Source organism: Pseudomonas sp. I8001, assembly GCF_013385345.1.
Lineage (GTDB): Bacteria > Pseudomonadota > Gammaproteobacteria > Pseudomonadales > Pseudomonadaceae > Aquipseudomonas.
In genome coordinates, this window is sequence record NZ_JACAQC010000016.1 from 42,451 (window position 1) to 66,475 (window position 24,025).

The following is a 24,025-nucleotide window of genomic DNA, read 5'->3' on the forward strand; positions in this document are numbered from 1 at the left end:
GTGATGGTGTTGCCCATCACACGCCGAAATACCCCCCTTGCCTACTGTCAGAATTCACAGTTCGAACCTTAACAACCGCGCCACCCGACGAGTGGCGCGTTGCGATCCGAGTTAAAAACCCTCCAGCTCCGCCATCAAATCACTCAACCGATCCACCTTCTCGGCGCTGATCTCATTCGCCGCCAGCCCGTCGATATACCCCGCCAACGCCTCCACCGTGCTGCACTCGAACATCGCCCGCAACGGCACATCCCGCTGCAGCGTCTTCTGCACCCGTGAAGCTATCTGCGTGGCCAGCAACGAATGCCCGCCCAGTTCGAAGAAGTTGTCCTGCACGCCGACGCGCTCGACCTTGAGCACCTCGGCCCAGATCCCGGCCAGCGTCTGCTCCAGCTCATTGCGCGGCGCCAGATAATCCTGGCTGTGCAACTGGCCGATCTCCAGTGCCGGCAAGGCCTTGCGGTCCAGCTTGCCGTTGGCGTTCAGCGGCAACCGGTCGAGCCACAACCAATGCAACGGCACCATGTATTCCGGCAGCTCGGCCCGCAGGCGTTGCTTGATGCGATCGAGGCGCTCACCCGGGTTGAGCTGCGCATCCGCCGCCACCAGGTAGCCCACCAGATGCTTGCCGTTGACGCCCTCCTGCACGCCCACCGCCGCATCCCGCACTTCAGGCTGCTCATGCAGGCGCGCTTCGATTTCACCCAGCTCGATCCGGTAACCGCGAATCTTCACCTGATGGTCGATGCGCCCGACGTACTCCAACACACCGTCGCTGCGACGGCGGGCCAAATCCCCTGTTCGATACAACCGGTCCGCACCCAATGGATTCGGCACAAACGCTTGCGCCGTGCGCAGCGGATCGCTGACATAACCACGACCCACGCCCGTCCCGGCCACGCACAACTCGCCAACCGCGCCTTGGGGCACCAATTCCAGCGCGCCATCCAGCAGGTACAACCGGTTGTTGTCGGTCGGCGTACCAATCGGCAGATAAGTGCCACGGGTCGACGCCAGGTCGACGCGGAAGAACGCCACGTCGTCCGAACATTCCGCCGGGCCATACGCGTTGACCAGGCCAATCTGCGGATAACGCAGCAACCACTGGTGCGCCAGTTCCGGCGGCATCGCCTCACCCGTCGGCAGCATCCAGCGCAAGCCATCCAGGCTCATGCGCTCCTGGGCGAGCATGCCCTGGATCAGTGACGGCACGCTTTCCAGCACGGTAATGCCCTGGGCCTGGACGTGAGCGAGCAAGCCTTGCGGATCATGGGCAATGGTATTTGGCACAATGTCCACCCGCGCCCCGAACAGCGGCGCCGCGAGGAACTGCCACACCGAGATATCGAAACTTTGCGAGGCGGTCTGGGCGATCACATCGTGCTCAGTCAGTTGCAGATACGGCACCTTGCTCAACTGGTTATTGAGCATGCCGCGCTGTTCGACCATCACGCCCTTGGGCAGGCCAGTGGAGCCCGAGGTGTAGATCACGTAGGCCAGGTTATCCGGCGCGCTGTAGATGCCCGGGTTCTGCTCTGAACCCACCAGCGCCTCCCACACCAGCAGCCTCGGTCGCGAGCCACAGGCAAACTCTTCCAGCAACAGATCCGCCTGTTCCCGACAAGCCTCGGTGCACACCAGCAACGGCGTACGACTGAGGTCGATAATCCGGCTCAAGCGCTGGCTCGGCAGGCCCGGGTCCAGCGGCAGGTAACCGGCACCGGCCTTGAAGCTGCCGATGATCATGCCCAGCAAATCCAGATTACGTTCAGCCAGCAACGCCACCGGTTGGTCCAGCCCGACACCCGCGGCAATCAGCGCATGACCCAGGCGGTTACTGCGCCGGTTCAGCTCAGAGTAGGTCCATTGCTGATCCAGGCAACTGGCGGCAATCCGCTGTGGATGCTGTGCCACCTGGGCTTCGAACAGCTCGATGTAACTGCGCTCCAGCGGATATTCATGCTCACTCTGGTTGCAGCCGTCCACCAGGAACTCACGCTCCTGCTCGCCAATCAGCGGCAAGTCGGCCATGTCGCCATGGAAGCCCTGCACCAGCGCCAGCAGCAGCCGCTTGAATTCAGCGAGCATGCCTTGCACGGTGGTTTCATCGAAATAACGCTGGTCGTAGGACAGGTGCAAGCCCAGGTCATCGCCCGGGTAGCACACGGCCGTCAGCGGGAAGTTGGTGTGGGTGCGACCGGAATCCGAGGTGGCATTCAGGCTTTGCGCACGATCCAGTACCGAGACTTCCACCGGGGCGTTCTCGAACACGAACAGGCTGTCGAACAGCGGCTGGCCTTTCGGCAGTTCGCTGTGCTCCTGGATGGTCACCAGCGGCAGGTACTCGTACTCGCGCAGTTGCATATTGCTGTCGAGCAGGCCGCTCAACCATTGGCGCACGCTGCACTGCTGATCGTCCTCCGGCAGCTTGACCCGCAAGGCGATACTGTTGATAAACAGCCCGACAGTGCGCTGCATCTCGGGCATTTCTACCGGGCGCCCGGCCACGGTGACGCCGAACAGCACGTCGCGATCGCCACTCAAGCGCCGCAGCACCAGGGCCCATGCCGCCTGGGCGAAGGTGTTCACCGTCAATTGATGAGCCTGGGCCAGCTCGCGCAATTGCGCGCCGTCGCGCACATCCAGGCGGGTGTAGCAGTCGCCTACCACCATGCCGCCGCTGTGGCCGGCATGCTCGCGCAGGAACGGCCGGTCGCTCGGAATCGGTGTGGTGCGCTCGAACCCTTGCAGGTTCTGCTGCCACCACTGGCGCGCCTCGGCGAGGTTCTGGCGTTGCAGCCAGGCGATGTAATCGCGGTAACGCGGTGGCGTCGCCAGTTGCGCTTCGCGACCTTCGCCGAGGGCCATGTAGATGTCGAAGAAATCGTTCATCAGCAACGAGCGGCACCACGCATCGATCAGGATGTGATGGTTGCTCATCATGAACCAGTAGCGGGCTTCGCCCACGCGGATCAGCCGCAGGTGGAAGGGCGCCTGGTTAAGCAGATCGAAACCGGCTTCACGCTCGCTTTTCAGCAACGCTTGCAGGCGCGGTTCCTGCTCGCTTTCCGGCTCCTGGCTCCAGTCGAGGTACTCGATCGGCGTGCTGCCGGGCTTGTGGATAACCTGCAACATGTCTTCGCCGACGTTCCAGCAGAACGAGGCGCGCAAGGCTTCATGACGGGCGATCACCGCCTGCCAGGCCTGGGCGAAACGCTCGGGGTCCAGGGCGCTGTTGATGCGGTAGCGGTCCTGCATGTAGTAGAGGCCGGTGCCCGGTTCCAGCAGGGTGTGCAGCAGCAAGCCTTCCTGCATCGGGGTCAGCGGGTACACGTCTTCGATGGCATTGGCCGGCACCGGCAGCGCATCGAGTTGCCCCTGGGTCAGGTGCGCCAGCGGGAAGTCCGACGGCGTAAGGCCGCCCGCGTCTGCCTTGAGGCAATGTTCGATCAGGCTTTGCAGTTCCGCCAGGTAAGCGTCCGCCAGTTCAGCGATGGTCTGGCTGTGGTGACGCTCGCGGCTGAAGGTCCAGCGCAGCACCAGCTCACCGCCGTACACCTGGCTGTCGACACTCAGCGCGTTGGGCAACGGCGCGTCCGGGTCGTGGGCGATCCCGGCGGACTCGTCCAGCGGGTGGAACAGTGCGTCGGCGCCAAAGCTCTGATCGAACTGGCCGAGGTAGTTGAAGGTGATACTGGCGCTCGGCAACGCGGCCATGGTCTGGCGGCACAGGTCGTCGGCCAGGTAGCGCAGCACGCCATAACCTAACCCTTTGTGGGGCACGCCGCGCAGTTGCTCCTTGATCGCCTTGATCGAGGCGCCCTGCCCGGCGGCCTCTTCGATATGCAGCGGGGTCAGGCGCAGCGGGTAGGCGCTGGTGAACCAGCCGACGCTGCGGGTCAGGTCGATCTCGTCGAATAGCGGTTCGCGGCCGTGGCCTTCCAGCTGGATCAATGCGGATTCATGGCCACTCCAACGGCACAGCACACGGGCCAGGGCGGTCAGCAGCAAATCGTTGACCTGGGTGCGGTAGGCACTTGGTGCCTGCTGCAACAACTGGCGGGTGCGCTCGGCATCCAGGCGCACGCTGACGGTATCGGCGTCGCGATTGCGCAGCGAACCCTGTGGGCGATCCACCGGCAATTCAACGGCAGGGCCGGCCAACTGTTGCTGCCACACGTGCAGCTCCTCACGCAGGGATTCGCTGCCGGCATACGCCTGCAACCGCGCCGCCCAGTCGCGCAAGGCGCTGGTCTTGGCCGGCAGGTTGACCGGCTGGCCGTCGCTCAACTGGCGATACACGGTCTGCAAATCTTCCAGCAATACCCGCCAGGAAACGCCGTCCACCACCAGGTGATGGATCGCGATCAGCAGCCGGCGCTGGCCTTGCGGGCCGTCCACCAGCAGCGCGCGCAACAACGGGCCATGGGCGAGGTTGAGGCTGCGCTGGGTGTCGATGAACAGCGCGCTGCACTGCTCCATGTCCGCTACCTGGGCTTGCAACAGCAGGCCGCCTTCCGGCACCGCCAAGTGTTCGGCGTGCCATTGGGCGTCGCGCTGGGTGAAGCTCAGGCGCAGGGCGTCGTGATGTTCCAGCACCGCCAGCAACGCTTGTTCCAGGCGATGAGGTTCCAGGGCCTGAACCGGCTCCAGCAGCAATGCCTGGTTCCAGTGTTGGCGCTCCGGGATGTCGGTGTCGAAGAACCAGTGCTGGATCGGCGTCAGCCCGGACGCGCCGGTCAACACGCCTTGTTCGGCGCTGACCTGCTCGCTGCGGGTCGCCACGGCGGCCAGGGTTTGCACGGTCTGGTGCTGGAACAAATCACGCGGGCTGAAATGAATCCCCGCCTGCCGGGCCCGGCTGACCACCTGGATCGACAGGATCGAGTCGCCGCCCAACTCGAAGAAGTTGTCATCAAGGCCTACCTGTTGCACGTTCAGTACCGCGCACCAGATGGCCGCCAGGGTTTGCTCCAGCTCGTTGCGCGGCGCCACGTACTGTTGACGATTCGCCTCGGGGTCCGGCTGCGGCAAGGCGCGGCGGTCGAGTTTGCCGTTGGCGGTCAGCGGCATGCTGTCGAGGACGATCAGGTGCGCGGGCACCATGTAGTCCGGCAGCTGCGCTTTCAAATGCGCCTTGAGGGATTCACGCAGCGCGCCCTGCTCCTGGTCGCTGACCAGATAGGCCACCAACTGCTTGCCGCTCGGAGAGTCCAGCGCCAACACCACCGCTTCACGCACCGCCTCGTGTTCCAGCAGGCGGGTTTCAATTTCTCCCAGCTCGATGCGGAAACCACGAATCTTCACTTGATGGTCGATACGACCGAGGTATTCCACCAGGCCATCGGCACGCTGGCGCACCAGGTCACCGGTGCGATACAGGCGACCGCCGTTCGTGGCAAACGGGTCCGCGACAAAGCGCTCCGCGGTCATGCCCGGACGCTGGTGATACCCCTGGGCCAGGCCTGCACCGCCGACGTACAACTCGCCGGTCGCGCCTTGCGGCACCAGCGCCAGATCCGCATCCAGAATGTAGGCCACACGCGCGCCGATGATGCTGCCGATCGGCACGCTGCCGGCGCCCTCTTCCAAGGCTTCCGGGGCCAGGCTGGCCAACGGCATCACCACGGTTTCAGTCGGACCATAGGCGTTGAAAAACAGCGCCGGCTTGAATGCCGCGCGAATGCGCTGCAAGTGTTCGCCGGTCAGGGCCTCACCGCCGGTGATGCACATGCGCACCGCCAGGGTCTGGTCTTGCGTGGCCAGCCATTGCGCCAACTGGCTGCCATAGCTTGGGGTGAAGCCCAGGATATTGATGCGGTGCCGACGAATCAGCCCGCAGATTTCTTCCGCGTCCCACTGGCCCTGGGCCCGCAACACAACCTGGGCACCACTGAGCAACGGCACCAGCAGACGCTCGGTGGCAGCGTCAAAGTTGATGGAATAGAAGTGCAGCTCGCAGTCATCCGGGCGCATGCCGAAGCGCTCGATCACCGCCTGGCAATGCATGGCGATTTCGCCGTGGGACACCACCACGCCCTTGGGCTTGCCGGTAGAACCGGAGGTGTAGATCAAGTAGGCCTGATGTTGCGGGAGGCTGATGAAAGGCAACTCGCTTGCCGGGTAGTCCGCCAGGGTCGGCAGGTCCTCTTCCAGGCACCAGCGGCCGACACTCTCAGGCAGTTCGCCCAATGCGTCGAACATCGCGGCATCGCTGAGCAACAGGCCGATGCCACTGTCTTCGATCATGTAGTGCAGGCGGTCCAGCGGGTATTCCGGGTCCAGCGGCACATAGGCGCCGCCGGCCTTGAGGATTGCCAGCAGGCCAACCACCATCTCCAGCGAACGCGGCAACGCCAGGCCGACCCGCACCTGCGGGCCCACGCCGCGCTCGCGGAGCATCCAGGCCAGGCGATTGGCACGGCTATCGAGTTCGCTGTAGCTCAGGGTCTGCCCGGCAAAGGTCAACGCCGGTGCATCGGCACGGGCCAGGGCCTGCTCGCTGAACAGGTGATGGATGCACTGGTCGAGGCGATGCTCGCCAGCCTCAATGCCAAGGCTGTCTTGCAGGGCGCGCTGTTCGCCAGCCTCCAGCAACGGCAACTCACTCAGGCGCTGTTGCGGATCGGCGAGCAAGGCTTCCAGCAGGTTTTGCCAATGCGCCGCCATGCGCGCAATGCGCGGCTCGTCGAACAGGTCGGTGCTGTAGGTCAGGCAGCAACCCAGGCGATGATCGAGGTCAGTGACTTCCAGGTTGAGGTCGAACTTGGTGGCGCGGGCGTCGTTGGCCAGGTATTCGACGGTCATCCCGGCCAGGGTGCGGCTTTGCTGGAATTCCCAGCGCTGCACGTTGCACATCACCTGGAACAGCGGGTTGTACGCCGCGCTGCGGGTTGGTTGCAGGGCCTCCACCAGATGGTCGAACGGCAGGTCCTGATGGGACTGGCCTTCGATCACGGTGTGGCGAACCTGGTCAAACAGTTCGCCGACACTCATCTGCCCGTTGAGCTGGCAACGCAGCACCTGGGTGTTGAGAAATGCGCCAATCAGCCCTTCGCTTTCCGGGCGAATCCGGTTGGCCACCGGCGCACCGATGCGCAGGTCGGTCTGGCCGCTGTAACGGTAGAGCAATACCGCGAGGGTGGCGGTCATGGTCATGAACAGGGTCAGGCCGCGTTCGGCGTTGAAGGCACGCACGCGGGCGGCGAGGTCGTCGCTCAAATCGAAACGGTACAGCTCGCCCTGGTGACTTTGCACCGGCGGCCGCGGACGGTCGGCCGGCAGTTCCAGCAGCGGATGTTCGGTGCCCAGTTGCGCGGTCCAGTAATCCAGTTGGCGCTGGCGTTCGCCGGACTCCAGCCACTGGCGCTGCCACACGCTGTAGTCGAGGTACTGCACCGGCAGTGGCGCCAGTGGCGATTCGCGGTCGTCGATGAACGCTTCGTACAGCGCGCTGAGTTCACGGGCAAAGATGTCCATGGCCCAGCCTTCGGTGACGATATGGTGCAGGGTCAGCACCAGGTAATGTTCCTGCTCGCCGGCCTTGACCAGGCAGGCGCGCAGCAGTGGACCGGTCTCCAGATTGAACGGCGTGTGGGCTTCATGATCGGCCAGTTGCTGCACACGCCGTTGCCGCTCGGCCTCACTGAACGCCGAGAAATCCTGCCAATCCATGCGCACGCCGGTTTGCGCCGCAACCTTCTGTTGCGCCACGCCATTGATGCTCGGGAAAGTCGTGCGCAGGGTTTCATGACGCATGATCAAGGCCTGCAACGCCGCCTCGAAACGGCCCACGTCCAGCACCCCGCGAAAGCGCGCCATGCCGCCGACGTTATACGCCGGGCTGTCGGGCTCCATCTGCCAGAGGAACCACATGCGCTGCTGGGAATAGGACAGTGGCACCGGTTGGCTGCGGTCGACCTTGCCGATGGCCAGCTGTTGGTTACGTTGCCCGGCGGCCTGGATCAGCCGGACCTGCTCGGCGAAAGCCCCCAGCTCGCTGGCGTCGAACAGCGTGCGCAACGGCAGTTCGACGTCACAGGCCTGGCGGGTGCGGGAGATGATTTGCGTGGCCAGCAACGAATGGCCGCCAAGGGCGAAGAAGTCGTCCCGCAGGCCGATGCGTGGCAGCGCCAGGACTTCACGCCAGATCGCGGCGATTTGCTGTTCCAGCGCTGTTTCAGGTTCGACGTGCTCACGTACCTGCCACACCGGTTCCGGCAAGGCGCGGCGATCCAGTTTGCCGCTTGGGCTCAGGGGCATCGCGTCCAGGCGCATCAACTGCGCCGGGACCATGTACTCCGGCAGCTCGGCGGCCAGGGCGGTTTTTACGTCCTGTTCATCCAACGGTTCGCTGGCGGTGTAGTAACCGATCAACTGCGCACCGGCTGCGGTTTCCCGCACCAGCACCACCGCTTGGGCGATGCCGTCGAGAGCCAGCAGGCGGGCTTCGATTTCTTCAGGCTCGACACGGAAGCCACGCAGTTTGACCTGCTGATCCAGGCGCCCGAGGTATTCCAGCACACCGTCGGTGCTCCAGCGCACGCGGTCACCGGTGCGATACAGGCGTGCGCCCGCCTCACCCAGCGGGTCGGCGACAAAGCGTTCGGCGGTCAGCCCCGCACGCCCGAGGTAACCCCGGGCCAGGCCGATGCCGCCGATGCACAACTCACCCGGCACACCCATCGGCAGCGGCTTGAACTGATCATCCAGCACCCGGCAAATCACATTGCCCAGCGGCCGGCCAATCGGCGAACGCTCGCCGTCCTCGGCCTGGCAATGCCAGTGCGTCACGTTGATCGCGGTTTCGGTGGGGCCATACCGGTTGTGCAACTGCACCGCCGGCAACTGCGCCAGCACCCGGTTGCGCAACTCGGCAGGCAGCGCTTCACCGCCGGAGAACAGGCGACGCAGGCTGGTGCATTCGGCAGCCAACGGTTCGTCGACAAACAGCTGCAACAGCGGCGGCACAAAGTGCAGCGTGGTCACGCCGTGCTCCTGCACCAACTGCGCGATGCGATGGGGATCGCGATGCTCGCCGGGGCCGGCCAGCACCAGGCGGCAACCGGTGATCAGCGGCCAGAAACACTCCCACACCGACACGTCGAAACTGATGGGCGCCTTTTGCATCAGCACATCGGTTTCATCCAATTGGTAGGTGGCTTGCATCCACTGCAAGCGCTCGGCCAGCGCGGCATGGGTGTTGCCCACGCCCTTGGGCTGGCCGGTGGAGCCGGAGGTGTAGATCACATAGGCGAGGTTGTCGCCATTGAGGTGCAAACCCGGCGCGTGGGTCGGCCAACTGTCGAGCTTGAGGCTGTCCATGGCGATGACGCACACGCCTTGCGCCGTGGGCAGTTGTTCCAGCAGTGAAGTCTGGGTCAGCAGCAGTTGCACGCCGCTGTCCTTAAGCATGTAGGCCAGGCGTTCGGCGGGATAATCCGGGTCCAGCGGCACATAGGCGCCGCCGGCCTTGATGATTGCCAGCAGGCCGATCAGCAGTTGCGGCGAACGCTCGGCGGCGATGGCCACGCACACGTCCGGGCCGACGCCCTTGTCCCGCAGGTAATGGGCCAGGCGGTTGGCCTGGGTGTGCAATTGCGCGAAGGTCAGGCTGCCGTCCTGCCACACCACTGCGCTGCGTTCCGAGACGTGTTGGTTGAGTTGTTCCGGCAGCCAGCGCTGCGCCGGTGTGCACGGCGCAGCGCTCCACTGCTGTTGTTGGCGCTGCTCGTCGGCGTGCAACAGCTTCAGGTCGCCGATGGCCTGTTGCGGCTGTTCGCAGATGGCTTGCAGCAGGTTGATGAAGTGCCCGGCCAGGCGCTCGATGGTGGCGGCGTCGAACAGCTCATCGGCGTAGTCGAAGGACAGGCTCAGGCGCCCGTTGCGGTCTTCTTCCGTGTGCAGTTGCAGGTCGAACTTGGCTTCGCGGCTGTGCCATGCCAGCTCGTCGGCAAGCAGGCCCGGCAAGCGGCGCAGGGCGCCGAGGTCACGCTGCTGGTGGTTGAACATCACCTGGAACAGGCCTTGTTCCCGGGCTTGGGGGAAGGCTTCCAGCAGCTGTTCGAAAGGCAGGTCCTGATGGGCCTGGGCACCCAGCGCTGCGGTGCGGGTTGCCGTCAGCAACTCGGCGAAGGGCAGGCGCGCATCCAGTTCGGCGCGCAGTACGAGGGTGTTGATAAAGAACCCGATCAGGCCTTGGGTTTCCTGGCGCGGACGGTTGGCGTTGGGCACGCCGATGCGGATATCGCGCTGGCCGCTGTAGCGATAGAGCAGGCTCTGGAACGCCGCGAGCAACAGCATGAACGGCGTGGATTCGTGGCTTTGGGCAGTCTTGCGAATGGCTTCGCCGAGGCTCGCGCTCACACGCACACTGTGACGCGAGGCACTGCGCAGGTGCTGCGCCGAACGCGGGTGATCGGTGGCCAGGCTCAGGGTTGGGTGCTCGTCGCCCAGTTGTTGTTTCCAGTAAGCCAGTTGCCGCTGGCCCTCGCCTTCGGCCAGCCACTGGCGCTGCCAACTTCCGTAGTCGGCGTATTGCAGGGCCAGCGCTGGCAGCTCCAGGGGTTGGCCCTGGGACGCAGCGGCGTACAGTCGCGAGAATTCGTCGATCAACACGTTCAGCGACCAGCCGTCCGCGATGATGTGGTGCATCGTCACCAGCAGTTGGTGGTCTTCGTCATCCAGGCGTACCAGCGTTACCCACAGCAGCGGGCCTTTCTCCAGGTCGAACTGGGTGCGGGCTTCGTCTTCACGAATCTGCTTGGCGCGGGCTTCCCGCTCGGCGGCAGGCAAATCGCTGAGGTCGATGACTTGCAGGTCGAAATCAGCCTTGGCGTCGACCCGCTGTAAGGCTTGGCCATCGCGCTCGAAGAAGCGCGTGCGCAGGGCTTCGTGGCGCTGGATCAATTGCTGGAAGCTTGAGCGCACCGCGTCTTCATCCAGCTCGCCGCGCAACCGCAAGGCGCCGGGAATGGTGTAGGCGCTGCTGTGCGGGTCGAGTTGCCAGGTGATCCACAAGCGGTTTTGCGCGAGGGATTGCGGCAGGTCTTCCTGTCGCGACAACCCATGGATTGCGCCTTGGGCCACGCCGCCGTCCTGCTGCAATTGCCCGACGCTGGTGGCGAAGGCGGCCAGGGTGGGCGCTTCGAACAACAGGCGCAGGTTCAGTTCCAAGCCGAGGGTTTCCCGCAGCCGGGCGACGACCTGGGTGGCGCTGATGGAGTTGCCCCCCAGCAGGAAGAAGTGATCGTCGGCGGCGACCTGCGTCACCTGCAATTGCTCGCACCAGATCGCGGCAATCTGGTTTTGCAGTTCGGATTGCAGGACAGCATCGCCGACCGGCGCCTGCACGCCGGGGAACTGCGCATAACTGTCGAGGCTGCCATCCGCCAACCGTGTGCGGCAGGCCGAGCGCTGCACCTTGCCGCTGGACGTTTTCGGCAAGCCACCGGGGTTGAGCAACACCACCACGCTCGGCGCTTCCTGGCAGGCTTCGGCCACCGCCTGGCGAATCGCCTTGATCAGTGCTTCCGGCGGCAGGATTTTCTGCACGCTGCGGCTGATTTCGGCAGCAATACCGATGCCTTCCAGGCCCTGGTCATTCACCGCGAACGCGGCGACCCGGCCCTTGCGCACCACTTCCACTTCACGCTCGATGGCTTGCTCGATGTCTTGGGGATACAGGTTGTGGCCCCGCACGATCAGCAGGTCTTTCAGCCGGCCGGTGATGAACACTTCACCTTCGCGGATAAACCCGAGGTCGCCGGTCCGCAGCCAGGTACGGCCTTCGTGCTGGACGAAGGTCTTGGCGGTGGCTTCAGGGTTGCGCCAATAACCATGGGCGATGCTCGGGCCGGTGGCCCAGATTTCACCGACGGCATTGTCGGGGAGCGTCGCCAGGGTGGCGGGGTCGACAATCAGCACCGCGTGCTCGGGCTGGCTGGTGCCGCAACTCATGATCGCCGCGCCCTGCCCTGGCTCGGCGCGATTGGCGGCCAGAGCCTGTTCGTCCAGGCGCAGGGCCGGGATGCCGTGGCCACGGGTGCCGCCGGCAACGAACAAGGTGGCCTCCGCCAAGCCGTAGGAGGCGAAGAAATTGTTCGGAGTAAAACCGCAGGCGGCGAACTTCTCGGCGAAGCGTTCGAGGGTGTCGAGGCGGATCGGCTCGGAGCCGGAATACGCCACGCGCCATTTGCTCAGGTCCAGGCGATCCAATGCCGATTCGCTGACTCGCTCGCTGCACAAGCGATAGGCGAAGTCCGGCCCGCCGCTGATGGTGCCGCCGTATTCGCTGATCGCTTCGAGCCAGCGCAATGGCCGGCCAAGGAAGTACGCCGGCGACATCAATACGCACGGCACACCGCTGAAGATCGGCTGCAGCAGCCCGCCGATCAGGCCCATGTCGTGGTACAGCGGCAACCAGCTGACGATCACGTCGTCGGGGTTCAGGTCGATGCCGAAGCCGCGACGGATCAGCAATTCGTTGGCCACCAGGTTGCCGTGGGTCACTTGCACGCCCTTGGGCAACGCAGTGGAGCCGGAGGTGTATTGCAGGAAGGCGATGTCATCGTCCTGCAAGTTGGGCGCGATCCAATTGCCCGCGATTTCAACATGGAGACTGTCAACGCACAGCAACTGCGGCGCGCCTTCGAGTTGCGCCAGCGAATCACCGAGGCTGGACGTGGTCAGCAGCAACCGCGGCTCGGCGTCTGCAATGATCGACAGCAGCCGCTCCTGATGATGGCGGCGGGCGGACTCCGGCGGATAGGCCGGCACCGCGATGACCCCGGCGTACAGGCAACCAAAGAACGCCGCGACGTAATCCGGCCCGCTGGGGAACAGCAGCACCGCACGATCGCCCAGCCCGGCGTCGGCCTGCAAGGCGGCGGCAATGGTGCGGGCGCGCAGGTCGAGGTCGCGGTAACTGAGGACAACGCTCTGTTCGGCCGTCTCGGCAAGGAAGCGCAACGCCAGTCGATCCGGGGTTTGCGCGGCGCGGCGTTGAAGGGACTGAACCAGGGTGCGGGGAAGTTCGAAGGCGTCCATCATGGGGTTCCTGCCTGAAATCGGCTTACTGGGAAATCGGGGAATGTGTGGCCGGGGGCTTGTTCAGCCGGTCGCCCGGGCCATCTGCCGCGCGGCGTCATTGCGCCAGCGGGCCAGGTGTTCGTCGGCGTAACGCCGCACACAGCGCAGTACGGAACTCTCGTGCTGCACCAGGAAGAAGTGGTGACCGTCGAACATGTCGAGGGAGAAACCGCTGGCGGTGTCTTGCTGCCAGTCCAGCAGTTGATCGGCGCGCACCGTGTCCTGCTTGCCGCCGAATACATGGATGGGCAGGCTCAGCGGCTCACGCTCGCCGTATTCGAAACTGCCGCACAGCAGGAAGTCGGCCCGCAGGATCGGCAGCATCAACTGCATCAGTTCGGCGTTGGCCAGCACGTCTTCGCCCGTGCCCTTGAGTTCCCGCAGGCGGGCGATCAGTTGCTCGTCGTTTTTCTCGATGGCGTATTCGCTGACATCGCGACAGGCCGGTCCGGCGGTACCCGAGGCAAACAGCGCCAATGGCGGCGGCGCGCCCCGTTCGCGCAGGGCATGGGCCAGCTCGAAGGCCAGCAGGCCGCCGAGGCTGTGGCCGAACAAGGCGTAGGGGCCGTCCAACTCGGCGCGGATCTCATCAGCCAGTTGCCCGGCCAGGTTTTTGATATCGCGCTGCAACGGCTCGTCCATGCGCATGCCGCGCCCCGGCAACTCCAGCGGCCGCACCTGCAACCACTCCGGCAGCGCCCGTCGCCAGCGGCTGTAGACCATGGCGCTGGCGCCGGAGTAAGGCAGGCAAAACAGGCGTAATCGAGCCGGCGTGTTCATTTCAGACCACTCCCGCTCACACGATAAAAACGCATTTTGTCCTCCTCCAGGCGCTGATCCTTGGCCGGTTTGTTAACTGGCCTTTCACCCATGAGAACGGATGGCACCGGGAAATAATTAGTCAGCGAGACGCCGTTCACACCTCTCGATAAAGCATAAGATTAGTTCGTCTTCTCATTTGACAATCATTATCATTAAGCATAATTTGTTGCCCGATGTGTAGGAGGCCTCAGCAAGGACGCCCTCCCCCAACCTTCTCTTGCAACAAGGTGATTTCCATGACGGAACAAGTATCCACAGGCAGGTGCGACTCACCCCTACTCCAGGCCTTCGTCGACAATCGACTGATCCTGGTCAAGATCGCAGCGCGTATTACCGGCTGCCGATCCCGCGCCGAAGACGTGGTGCAAGACGCCTACTTCCGGTTGCAATCGGCCCCCACCATCACGTCATCGTTCAAGGCGCAGCTCAGTTACCTGTTCCAGATCGTGCGCAACCTGGCTATTGATCACTACCGCAAGCAGGCGCTGGAGCTGAAATATTCCGGCACGGAAGAGGAAGGCTTGAATGTGGTTATTCACGGCGCTTCACCTGAGACCTCGCACATCAACTTTTCGACGCTGGAGAACATTGCCGACGCCTTGACCGAGTTGCCTCAGCGCACGCGTTACGCGTTTGAGATGTACCGGCTGCACGGGGTGCCGCAGAAGGATATTGCCAAGGAGCTGGGGGTTTCACCGACGTTGGTGAACTTTATGATTCGCGATGCGCTGGTGCATTGCCGGAAGGTTTCCGGGACCCATAGCGACACGTTTGCGCGGCGGGCCTGACGCGCCACACATCCCATGTGGGAGCGGGCTTGCTCGCGAAAGCGGTGGATCAGTCACACATGCATTGACTGACACTGCGCTTTCGCGAGCAAGCCCGCTCCCACATTTGATCTTCGTGCACTCAGATTTTTTGCTCAGTCAAACCAACCCACACCGCTCAAAAAACCGTTCCCGCCCCAGAATCATCAACGCCGCCCGCTTATGAGGAAAATCAAACTCCTTCTCACAGTGGAAACACTGATTCTGCATATGCCCAATCATCTTCCCGTTATCCGCCCGAGGCTCAGCCACCACACGCTGCGTACGCGGATCATCGAGAAACAAGTAATGCACCAGCGCCGACAACCAGCTCGCTACCTTGTGCGGACCACGGTGGTGCTCTTCGCCCACCAGCATATGAATCCCGCGATCGTAATCCGCCGCATCATAAAACGGCGCAATCCGATCCTCCTTCGCCCAATACGCCTCGAAATAAGCAAACGGCTCATCATCGAAACAGCCAATCAACGTCAACGCATGGGGATCCGCTTCCAGCTTGTCCAGATACTCCCGATGCTGTTCCAGGCTGCCAGTTTCCTGCCAGAAATTCGCCACCCGCGCACTGTTCTGCCAACGATTGAAGCGCGCCAGATCAACATCAATCTCCACCGTACGCAGTGAAATCCACGCCCCCAGCCGCGCATCAAACCGTCGATACACCTCGCCCCGCGGCTTCGGCGCACGGGCAGGATGACGCTTGCCACCGCTGATGATCATCTGCTGCGGATAAGTCCCCGTGAGAGATTGCCCCAGCCACGGTTGCGGCAACTGCCAGAACAACGTGCGCTCGCAATGAAACTGCCCGGCAACCCCGGTCGCCACCAGCAACCCACTGCGCAAGGCATCTTCCGGCGCATGCTCAAGACACCAGACCAGTCGCTGACGCCCGGGCTCCCTGGCAAACAGCCAATAACACGCCGCCCACAAGGCACGGGCAGCCGGCACACTGGCGGGCTCCTGCAAATGCACCTGCACCTCATCACCCCGCTCAAGGCGCAGGCGAATCAGCGGCTGGCCCTTAAGGGTGAGGCTCAGGCGGCTATCAGTTTCATCAGCATTCAGGGCGGGTCCCGCCGGCAAGGGCAGCACTGACAGGTCATTCAGATTGGACATGGGATGGGCTCACGAATCGTCGACAGTTCAACAAGTGACGTGAGCCGAGGGCAAAAATTTAGACGATCACGGTACCGGCATCACATCGATGCGGTAAGGCTCGAAGATCTTCAGCAACTGGCCGTTGTCCCTCAGCTGCTTGAGCAGCCCGGCGAACGCCGGCCCCGAGATCGGCGCCTTGGGCCGCAGCAACGCATAGTGGTGGTACACCTGGTCGATCCGCTCGGACACCAGGAACTGCCCCGCCGTATCGGCATTGCGCACCAGGAAATCGCTGAGGTAGGAACGCGTCACCAGGGCAATGTCGGCCCGGCCCCGGGCGACCATCAGCAGGTTGCTGTCGTGGGAATAGGTCAAGGTGGCGTTGAAGTGCTCCGCCATGTACTTGGGGTCGGGGTTGAAGTTGGCGAACGCGTAGTGATAACCGCTGAACACCGCCAGGCGCTTGCCGGTCAGGTCGGCGAAATACGACTGGTCGCGACCGGGCTCCTGCTGGGCCACGAAGATTTCCGCATCCTCCAGGCCCATGTCGACATCGGTGTGGGCAATATCCTGCCAGCCCCACTTGGGGTTTTCGAAGATCGCCATGTCCACCCGACCTTGCTGGAAGTCGCGAAAACGCCGGGGAATCGAGGTGGGTACCAGCACAAACTGGTAGTCGGTTTGCAGGGTGTTCAAGGCTTCCACCAGTTGCGGCAGCAACCCGGTGTCGGCGCCCTGCTCCGGGCGCACGGTGTATGGCGGGAAATGCGCAGCACCGACCCTCACCAGTTGGGCGGCCGAGGCAGGCATCAGCCACAGTGCGCCAAGTGCCCATATTGAGAGTCCTGCAGCCAATCGCCAAGGCGAAAACATCAAGGCACACACCGTCGAAAACTTTGATCCCGCTAAGCTAGGCGTTTTTGTCTATCGAGACAACTTTCTGCCACACAATTAATAGCTTGCGCGAAAGGGCTAGTCAGCTTTCAACACCATCAGCAAGGCTTCGTCGGCCAGTTGCTCCAGGGTCATGCTGCCCTGGGCGCGAAACCAGGTGGTGGTCCAGGACAAGGCGCCCGTCAGGAAACGCCGCGTGATAAACACATCGCCCTTGATGTAACCGGCGTTTTTCGCCTCCCTCAGCACCTGCAACCAGATCTCTTCGTAGATATCGCGCAAGGCCAGCACCTGGGCCTGGCCCTCGGCCGACAGGGAACGCCATTCATACACCAGCACCGCCATGGCCTCGCCACTGCCGCCCATGATCGACTGCAATTCGCAACGAATCAGCGCCAGCACCCGCTCGCGCACGTTGCTCGCCTCGGCCAGGGAAGCGCGCATCAGGGCGGTGTTGTAGTGGATGGTTTCCTCCATCACCGCCCGCAGGATTTCGTCCTTGCTCTTGAAGTGATGAAAGATGCTGCCGGACTGGATCCCGACCGCGCCGGCCAGGTCACGCACGGTGGTGCGCTCAAAACCCTTGTTGCGAAACAGGTGGGCCGCGGTTTGCAGCAGCTTGCCACGGGCACTGTCGGGGTCGGTCAATTGGCCGGCGTCGACCATGGTGCGCATCACCCGCAGGGCTTTTTGCTCATCCATGCTGCTCTCCTTAACTTCTGGTTACGTCTTGGGCGGCAATTTAGGCCGTGGCAGCCAACCAAGCAAGCGCTTGGGGCAAAGTTATGACCAGAGTTTACAAACCAAGCGCTTGCTTGGTAGTGTTGGTATCAGCAAACCAGAGGAAGGACGCCCCATGAACAAGACGGTACGCATCGGCTGCGCCAGCGCCTTCTGGGGCGACACCTGCACCGCCGCTGCGCAGTTGGTGCACGGCGGCACACTGGATTACCTGGTGTTCGACTACCTGGCGGAAGTCACCCTGTCGATCCTCGCCGGAGCGCGAATGAAAGACCCCCAGGCCGGCTATGCCACGGATTTCGTCGAGGTGCTGACGCCGCTGCTGGCGGATATCCAGCGCCAGGGCATCCGCGTGATCAGCAACGCTGGCGGGATCAACCCCCAGGCCTGCGCCGCCGCGTTGCAGGCGGCCTGCGACCAGGCCCGAATCCCGTTGAAGATCGCCGTACTGCTGGGGGATGACCTGCAACCGCAGTTCAAGCAACTGCACGGCGTCACCGACATGTTCAGCGGCGCGCCCTTTCCGCCGATGTGCGTATCCACCAACGCCTACCTCGGCGCGCCCGGTATCGTGCAGGCGCTGGAGCTGGGTGCCGATATCGTCATCACCGGCCGTGTGGTGGACAGCGCGGTGGTCAGCGCGGCGCTGGTGCATGAGTTCGACTGGTCCTGGCAGGACTACGACCGCCTGGCCCAGGCGGCATTGGCCGGGCATATCATCGAATGCGGCGCGCAGTGCACCGGCGGCAACTTCACCGATTGGCGGGAGGTGCCGGACTACGAACACATCGGTTTCCCGATTGTGGAGGTCAGTGCCGACGGCCAGTTCACCGTCAGCAAGGTCGAGGGCACCGGCGGACTGATCAGCGAACTGAGCGTCGCCGAGCAACTGCTGTATGAAATCGGCGACCCGCGCGCCTACCTGTTGCCCGACGTGATCTGCGACTTCAGCCAGGTCAAGCTCCGGCAACAAGGCAAAAACCGCGTGCATCTGCACGGCGCCAAGGGCCTGCCGCCCACCGACCAATACAAGGTCAGCGCCACCTACCCGGATGGTTTTCGCTGCACCGCCAGTTGCCTGATCGCCGGGATCGACGCGGTGGCCAAGGCCGAACGAGTCAGCCAGGCGATCATCAACAAGACCTCAGAGCTGTTCAGCCAGCGCGGCTGGGCGCCCTACACCGACATCAACATCGAACTGCTGGGCAGCGAAGCCACCTACGGCCCCCATGCCCAACGCCAGGACTGCCGCGAAGTGGTGGTGAAACTGGCGGTGCGTCACCCCAGCAAACAGGCGCTGGTGCTGTTCGCCCGGGAGATTGCCCAGGCGGCCACCGGCATGGCGCCGGGGCTCACCGGGATCGTCGGCGGGCGACCCACGGTGTACCCGCTGATTCGGTTGTTTTCATTCCTGATCGATAAAAGCGCCTGCCAATTGCACGTCGACTTCCTTGGCGAACGGCATGCCTGCGAATTGCCCGTCGCCAAACCGCTGAACACCTCGATCGCATTGATCGATCCGCCCAAACCCCAAGGCCGCGCCGACGCCAACGTGCCGCTGGTCAAGCTGGCCGTGGCCCGCTCCGGCGACAAGGGCAACCACAGCAACATCGGGGTGATCGCCCGCGAGCCCGACTACCTGCCGTGGATCGCCGAGGCACTGACGCCCGAAGTGATCGTCGACTGGATGAGCCACGTGCTCGACCCGATCCACGGCCGCGTCGAGCGCTGGTATTTGCCCGGCAGCCACAGCCTGAACTTCCTGCTGGAAAACGCCCTGGGTGGCGGCGGGATTGCCAGCCTGCGCATCGATCCCCAAGGCAAGGCCTTCGCCCAGCAACTGCTGGAAATCCCGATTGCCGTGCCGCAGCACATTGCCGATCAATTCACTTAAAGGACCCGCGCCGTGGCCTTCGACTCGATCTTCAAAGCCGACCTGTTCCAGGGGCAGACCATCATCGTTACCGGCGGCGGCAGTGGCATTGGCCGTTGCACCGCCCACGAGCTGGCAGCCCTCGGCGCCCATGTGATCCTGGTGGGGCGCAAGCCGGAAAAACTGCAAACGGTGGCCGCGGAGATCAGTGAGGACGGCGGTCGCGCCAGCTGGCAGGCCTGCGATATTCGTGATGAAGACGCGGTCAAGGCGCTGGTCGGCCAGGTCCTGCAGGAGCACGGCCCGATCCATGGCCTGGTGAACAACGCCGGCGGCCAGTACCCCTCGCCGCTCGCGTCGATCAACCAGAAGGGCTTTGAAACCGTGTTGCGCACCAACCTGGTGGGCGGTTTCCTGATGGCCCGGGAAGTGTTCAACCAGAGCATGAGCAAGCACGGCGGATCCATCGTCAACATGCTCGCCGACATGTGGGGCGGCATGCCCGGCATGGGGCACTCCGGTGCGGCACGTTCGGGCATGGACAACTTCACCAAGACCGCCGCCGTTGAATGGGGTTACGCGGGGGTGCGGGTCAACGCCGTGGCGCCGGGCTGGATTGCCTCCAGCGGCATGGACACCTACGAAGGCGCATTCAAGGCGGTGATCCCGACCTTGCGCGAGCATGTACCGCTCAAGCGTATCGGCACCGAATCGGAAGTCAGCGCGGCGATTGTGTTCTTGCTCAGCCCCGCCGCCGCGTTCGTCAGCGGCAGCACCTTGCGCATCGACGGCGCCGCCAGCCTGGGCAGCCGCGCCTGGCCGCTGCACAAGGCGCAACCGCCGAGCGTGTCCTTTAATGGTTTCCACCGGGCTTACTTGCCGGACGTGCTCAAGGAGGAGAAATAAGCCATGCCGGTGATCGACTCGCAACTCGACGCCCACAGCCCGCAATTCGCGCAGAACCGCGAAGCGATGCTCACGGGCGTCAATCAATTGCGCCAGCTGGAGCAAAACCTGCTGGGCAAGGCCGCCGAAGCCAAGACCAGGTTCGACAAGCGCGGGCAACTGCTGCCACGGGAACGCCTGAATTTATTGCTCGACCCCGGCGCGCCGTTCCTCGAACTGGCGAGCCTGGCCGGCTACAAACTGCACGATGACAAGGACGGCAGCGCCGCTGGCGGCGGGTTGATCGCCGGCATCGGCTACGTCAGCGGCGTGCGCATGCTGGTGGTGGCCAACAACAGCGCGATCAAGGGCGGGACCATTTCCCCCTCGGGCCTGAAAAAATCCCTGCGCCTGCAACAGATCGCCATGGAAAACAAACTGCCGGTGGTGACGCTGGCAGAAAGCGGCGGCGCCAACCTCAACTACGCCGCCGAGATTTTCGTCGAAGGCGCCCGCAGCTTCGCCAACCAGGCGCGGATGTCGGCCATGGGCTTGCCGCAAATCACCGTGGTGCATGGCTCGGCCACGGCGGGCGGCGCTTATCAGCCGGGTCTTTCGGATTACGTGGTGGTGGTGCGTGGCAAGGCCAAGCTGTTCCTGGCCGGCCCGCCGCTGCTCAAGGCCGCTACCGGCGAAGTCGCCACCGATGAAGAACTGGGCGGCGCCGAGATGCATGCGCAAACCGCCGGCACCGCTGAATACCTGGCGGAAAACGACGCTGACGGTGTGCGCATCGTGCGTGAGATTGTCAGCCTGTTGCCGTGGGATGACCGCTTGCCGCCTGTGCCAAAGCGCGCTTACAGCGAGCCGCTGTACCCGATTGACGAGCTGTTGGGGCTGATCCCCGACGATCCGAAAAAGCCCTACGACGTGCGCGAAATCCTCGCGCGGTTGGCGGATGCTTCCAACTTCCTGGAGTTCAAGGGCGAGTTCGACCCGCACACCGTCTGCGGCCACTTGCATATCCAAGGCCGGGCCTGTGGCTTTATCGGCAACAACGGGCCGATCACCCCGAAGGGTGCGAGCAAGGCCGCGCAATTTATCCAGCTGTGCGACCAGAGCCAGACACCGCTGCTGTTCTTCCACAACACCACCGGCTTCATGGTGGGCACCGAGTCGGAACAGCAAGGCGTGATCAAGCACGGCGCGAAGATGATCCAGGCGGTGGCCAATGCCCGGGTGCCGAAACTGACCATCGTCGTCGGCGGCTCCTATGGTGCCGGCAACTATGCGATGTGCGGCCGTGGGCTCGACCCGCGTTTTATCTTCGCCTGGCCCAACAGTCGCACCGCCGTGATGGGCGGCGCCCAGGCGGGCAAGGTGCTGCGGATCGTCACCGAAGCCAAGCAACTGAAAGACGGCCTGGTGCCCGACCCCAAGGTGCTCGACATGCTCGAACAGGTCACCGCACAGAAACTCGACAGCCAGTCCACCGCCCTTTATGGCAGCGCGAACCTGTGGGACGACGGGCTGATTGATCCACGTGATACACGAACCTTGCTCGGGTTTCTGCTGGACATCTGCCACGAGGCCGAGGTGCGGCAACTACAGCCCAACAGCTTTGGTGCAGCGCGGTTTTGATGATCGTTCCCACGCCCCGCGTGGGAATGCAGCCCGGGACGCCCCGCGTCCCCATAGGGAGAACAATAAAAATGATCTTCACCCAGGAACACGAAGCACTGCGTCGCACCGTCCGTGGCTTTGTCGAGCGCGAGATCAACCCGCATGTGGATGAGTGGGAAAAGGCCGGACGCTTTCCGATCCACGAGATCTTCCGCAAGGCCGGCGACCTCGGTTTGCTGGGTATTTCCAAGCCGGAAAAATTCGGTGGCATGGGCCTCGACTACAGCTACTCGATCGTCGCCGCCGAAGAGTTCGGCAGCATTCGCTGCGGCGGCATCCCGATGTCCATCGGCGTGCAGACCGACATGTGCACCCCGGCCCTCGCCCGCTTCGGCTCCGATGAATTGCGCGAAGAATTCCTGCGCCCGGCCATCAGCGGCGAACAGGTGGGCTGCATCGGCGTCTCGGAAACCGGCGCCGGCTCCGACGTGGCCGGGCTGAAAACCCATGCCCGCAAGGACGGCACCGACTACGTGATCAACGGCAGCAAGATGTGGATCACCAACTCCCCGAGTGCCGACTTTATCTGCCTGCTGGCCAACACCTCGGACGACAAGCCGCACATCAACAAGTCGCTGATCATGGTGCCGATGAACACCCCCGGCATCAGCGTCAGCCCGCCCCTGGAAAAGCTCGGCATGCACAGCTCGGAAACCGCCCAGGTGTTTTTCGACGACGTGCGCATCCCTCAGCGCAACCGCATCGGCCATGAAGGTGCGGGATTCATGATGCAGATGCTGCAGTTCCAGGAAGAGCGGCTGTTCGGCGCGGCCAATATGGTCAAGGGCCTGGAGTACTGCATCGACAGCACCATCGATTACTGCAAGGAACGCAAGACCTTCGGCAAGGCGCTGATCGACAACCAGGTGATCCACTTCCGCCTGGCCGAACTGTCCACCGAAATCGAATGCCTGCGGGCGCTGGTGTACCAGGCCACCGAGCAGTACATCAAGGGCCAGGACGTGACGCGCCTGGCCTCCATGGCCAAGCTCAAGGCCGGCCGCCTGGGCCGGGAAGTCAGCGACAGTTGCCTGCAATATTGGGGCGGCATGGGGTTCATGTGGGACAACCCGGTGGCCCGGGCTTATCGCGATGTGCGGCTGGTGTCGATTGGTGGTGGGGCGGACGAGATCATGCTGGGGATCATCTGTAAATTGATGGGCACCCTGCCGGGGAGAAAGTCGTGAACACGTTGTTGCTGGAACCGCATAACGGGGTGCTGCATGTGACCCTCAATCGGCCGGACAGCCGCAATGCCATGAGCCTGGAAATGGTCAACGAACTGCGTGCGGTACTGGCCGATGTGGCTGGGGACAAGAGCGTGCGGGCGTTGGTTATCAGCGGCGCGGGTGGGCATTTTTCGGCCGGTGGCGATGTGAAGGACATGGCTCGCGCGGGAGCCGCGGGCGGCTTGCAGGCGTTGAACCGGGCGTTCGGTACGCTGTTGCAGGAAGTGGAGGCGCTGCCGCAGGTGGTGATTGTGGTGCTTGAGGGTGCCGTGCTGGGCGGCGGGTTTGGGTTGGTGTGTGTCAGTGATGTGGCGATTGCGGATCATCAGGCGCAGTTTGGGTTGCCGGAGACCGGCCTTGGGTTGTTGCCGGCGCAGATTGCCCCGTTCGTGGTGAAGCGTATCGGGCTGACCCAGGCGCGGCGGCTGGCTTTGACGGCGGCGCGGTTTGATGGGGTTGAGGCGCTGCGGTTGGGGTTGGTGCATTTTGTGGAGCACGATCCGCAGGCGTTGGCGGAGCGGCTGGATGAGGTGTTGGGGCAGGTTTTGCGGTGTGCTCCGGGGGCTAATGCGCGGACCAAGGCGTTGCTGCTGGCCAGTGGTGAGCAGGTTTTGGGGCCGTTGTTGGACCAGGCTGCCGAGTGGTTTGCCGAGGCGGTTTGTGGTGAGGAAGGGGTTGAGGGGACTCAGGCGTTTGTGCAGAAGCGCAGGCCGGGGTGGGCGCGATGAATCGGGGGCATATCCGTTATTTTTGTAATGGCGACTATGGGTTCCGCTCTTACAGCGGGTCACTTTTGAAAAGCGCAAAAGTAACCAAAACGCTCTTGCCCCACCACTCGGCACCTCGCCTAGGCTCGGTGTGCCCTCACTCCGGCTTTGGACCGTGGG

General features: G+C 63.5%; 11 protein-coding genes. 6 read left to right on the forward strand and 5 right to left on the reverse strand.

Annotation, left to right across the window (positions count from 1 at the left end):
* Positions 1-111 precede the first annotated feature (111 nt).
* Positions 112-13,050: a non-ribosomal peptide synthetase gene (locus HX839_RS14660; protein WP_177067237.1), complete on the reverse strand. Its 12,939-nt coding sequence runs from the start codon at positions 13,048-13,050 to the stop codon at positions 112-114.
* A 60-nt stretch (positions 13,051-13,110) separates the two neighbouring features.
* Positions 13,111-13,869: a thioesterase II family protein gene (locus HX839_RS14665; protein WP_003209023.1), complete on the reverse strand. Its 759-nt coding sequence runs from the start codon at positions 13,867-13,869 to the stop codon at positions 13,111-13,113.
* 278 nt (positions 13,870-14,147) lie between these two features.
* Here HX839_RS14665 and HX839_RS14670 point away from each other — a divergent pair, with 278 nt between their 5' ends.
* Complete coding sequence (locus HX839_RS14670; protein ID WP_003209024.1) at positions 14,148-14,699, forward strand: RNA polymerase factor sigma-70; 552 nt, start codon at positions 14,148-14,150, stop codon at positions 14,697-14,699.
* A gap of 138 nt (positions 14,700-14,837) precedes the next feature.
* Here the strand turns inward: HX839_RS14670 and HX839_RS14675 are convergent, their stop codons facing one another.
* The 3 genes from HX839_RS14675 to HX839_RS14685 form a co-directional block, all read right to left on the reverse strand.
* On the reverse strand, positions 14,838-15,851 hold the full coding sequence (locus tag HX839_RS14675; RefSeq protein ID WP_177067238.1) for a GNAT family N-acetyltransferase: 1,014 nt from the start codon (positions 15,849-15,851) through the stop codon (positions 14,838-14,840).
* A 66-nt stretch (positions 15,852-15,917) separates the two neighbouring features.
* Positions 15,918-16,706 (reverse strand): ABC transporter substrate-binding protein, encoded by a 789-nt coding sequence (locus HX839_RS14680; RefSeq protein ID WP_177067239.1) that lies wholly within the window; start codon positions 16,704-16,706, stop codon positions 15,918-15,920.
* Between the two features lie 99 nt (positions 16,707-16,805).
* A complete protein-coding gene (locus tag HX839_RS14685) occupies positions 16,806-17,429 on the reverse strand; it encodes a TetR/AcrR family transcriptional regulator (RefSeq protein ID WP_177067240.1) in 624 nt (207 codons plus the stop codon).
* A gap of 154 nt (positions 17,430-17,583) precedes the next feature.
* On the opposite strand from HX839_RS14685, the gene HX839_RS14690 reads away from it, so the two are divergent.
* From HX839_RS14690 to HX839_RS14710, 5 genes are all read left to right on the forward strand, one after another.
* Entirely contained in the window at positions 17,584-19,362 is a 1,779-nt protein-coding gene (locus HX839_RS14690) for an acyclic terpene utilization AtuA family protein (RefSeq protein ID WP_177067241.1), read from the forward strand.
* Between the two features lie 12 nt (positions 19,363-19,374).
* Positions 19,375-20,247, forward strand: a complete 873-nt coding sequence (locus tag HX839_RS14695; RefSeq protein ID WP_177067242.1) for an SDR family oxidoreductase — start codon at positions 19,375-19,377, stop codon at positions 20,245-20,247.
* Between the two features lie 3 nt (positions 20,248-20,250).
* Positions 20,251-21,867, forward strand: a complete 1,617-nt coding sequence (gene atuC, locus HX839_RS14700) for a geranyl-CoA carboxylase subunit beta (protein ID WP_177067243.1) — start codon at positions 20,251-20,253, stop codon at positions 21,865-21,867.
* Between the two features lie 71 nt (positions 21,868-21,938).
* Positions 21,939-23,096: a citronellyl-CoA dehydrogenase gene (atuD, locus tag HX839_RS14705; RefSeq protein WP_087695085.1), complete on the forward strand. Its 1,158-nt coding sequence runs from the start codon at positions 21,939-21,941 to the stop codon at positions 23,094-23,096.
* The gene (locus HX839_RS14710; RefSeq protein ID WP_008431696.1) at positions 23,093-23,866 is read left to right on the forward strand and encodes an enoyl-CoA hydratase/isomerase family protein; all 774 of its coding nucleotides are present in this window, start codon (positions 23,093-23,095) and stop codon (positions 23,864-23,866) included. Before atuD ends, HX839_RS14710 begins: the two co-directional genes overlap by 4 nt.
* The last annotated feature ends 159 nt before the right edge of the window (positions 23,867-24,025 follow it).

What these genes read in the sequence shown, in the direction of transcription:
- HX839_RS14665 (WP_003209023.1), bottom strand. Translation starts at nt 13,869, where the DNA reads ATGAACACGCCGGCTCGATTACGCCTGTTTTGCCTGCCTTACTCCGGC.
- HX839_RS14660 (WP_177067237.1), bottom strand. Translation starts at nt 13,050, where the DNA reads ATGATGGACGCCTTCGAACTTCCCCGCACCCTGGTTCAGTCCCTTCAA.
- atuC (WP_177067243.1), top strand. Translation starts at nt 20,251, where the DNA reads ATGCCGGTGATCGACTCGCAACTCGACGCCCACAGCCCGCAATTCGCG.
- atuD (WP_087695085.1), top strand. Translation starts at nt 21,939, where the DNA reads ATGATCTTCACCCAGGAACACGAAGCACTGCGTCGCACCGTCCGTGGC.
- HX839_RS14675 (WP_177067238.1), bottom strand. Translation starts at nt 15,851, where the DNA reads ATGTCCAATCTGAATGACCTGTCAGTGCTGCCCTTGCCGGCGGGACCC.
- HX839_RS14690 (WP_177067241.1), top strand. Translation starts at nt 17,584, where the DNA reads ATGAACAAGACGGTACGCATCGGCTGCGCCAGCGCCTTCTGGGGCGAC.
- HX839_RS14680 (WP_177067239.1), bottom strand. Translation starts at nt 16,706, where the DNA reads ATGTTTTCGCCTTGGCGATTGGCTGCAGGACTCTCAATATGGGCACTT.
- HX839_RS14685 (WP_177067240.1), bottom strand. Translation starts at nt 17,429, where the DNA reads ATGGATGAGCAAAAAGCCCTGCGGGTGATGCGCACCATGGTCGACGCC.
- HX839_RS14670 (WP_003209024.1), top strand. Translation starts at nt 14,148, where the DNA reads ATGACGGAACAAGTATCCACAGGCAGGTGCGACTCACCCCTACTCCAG.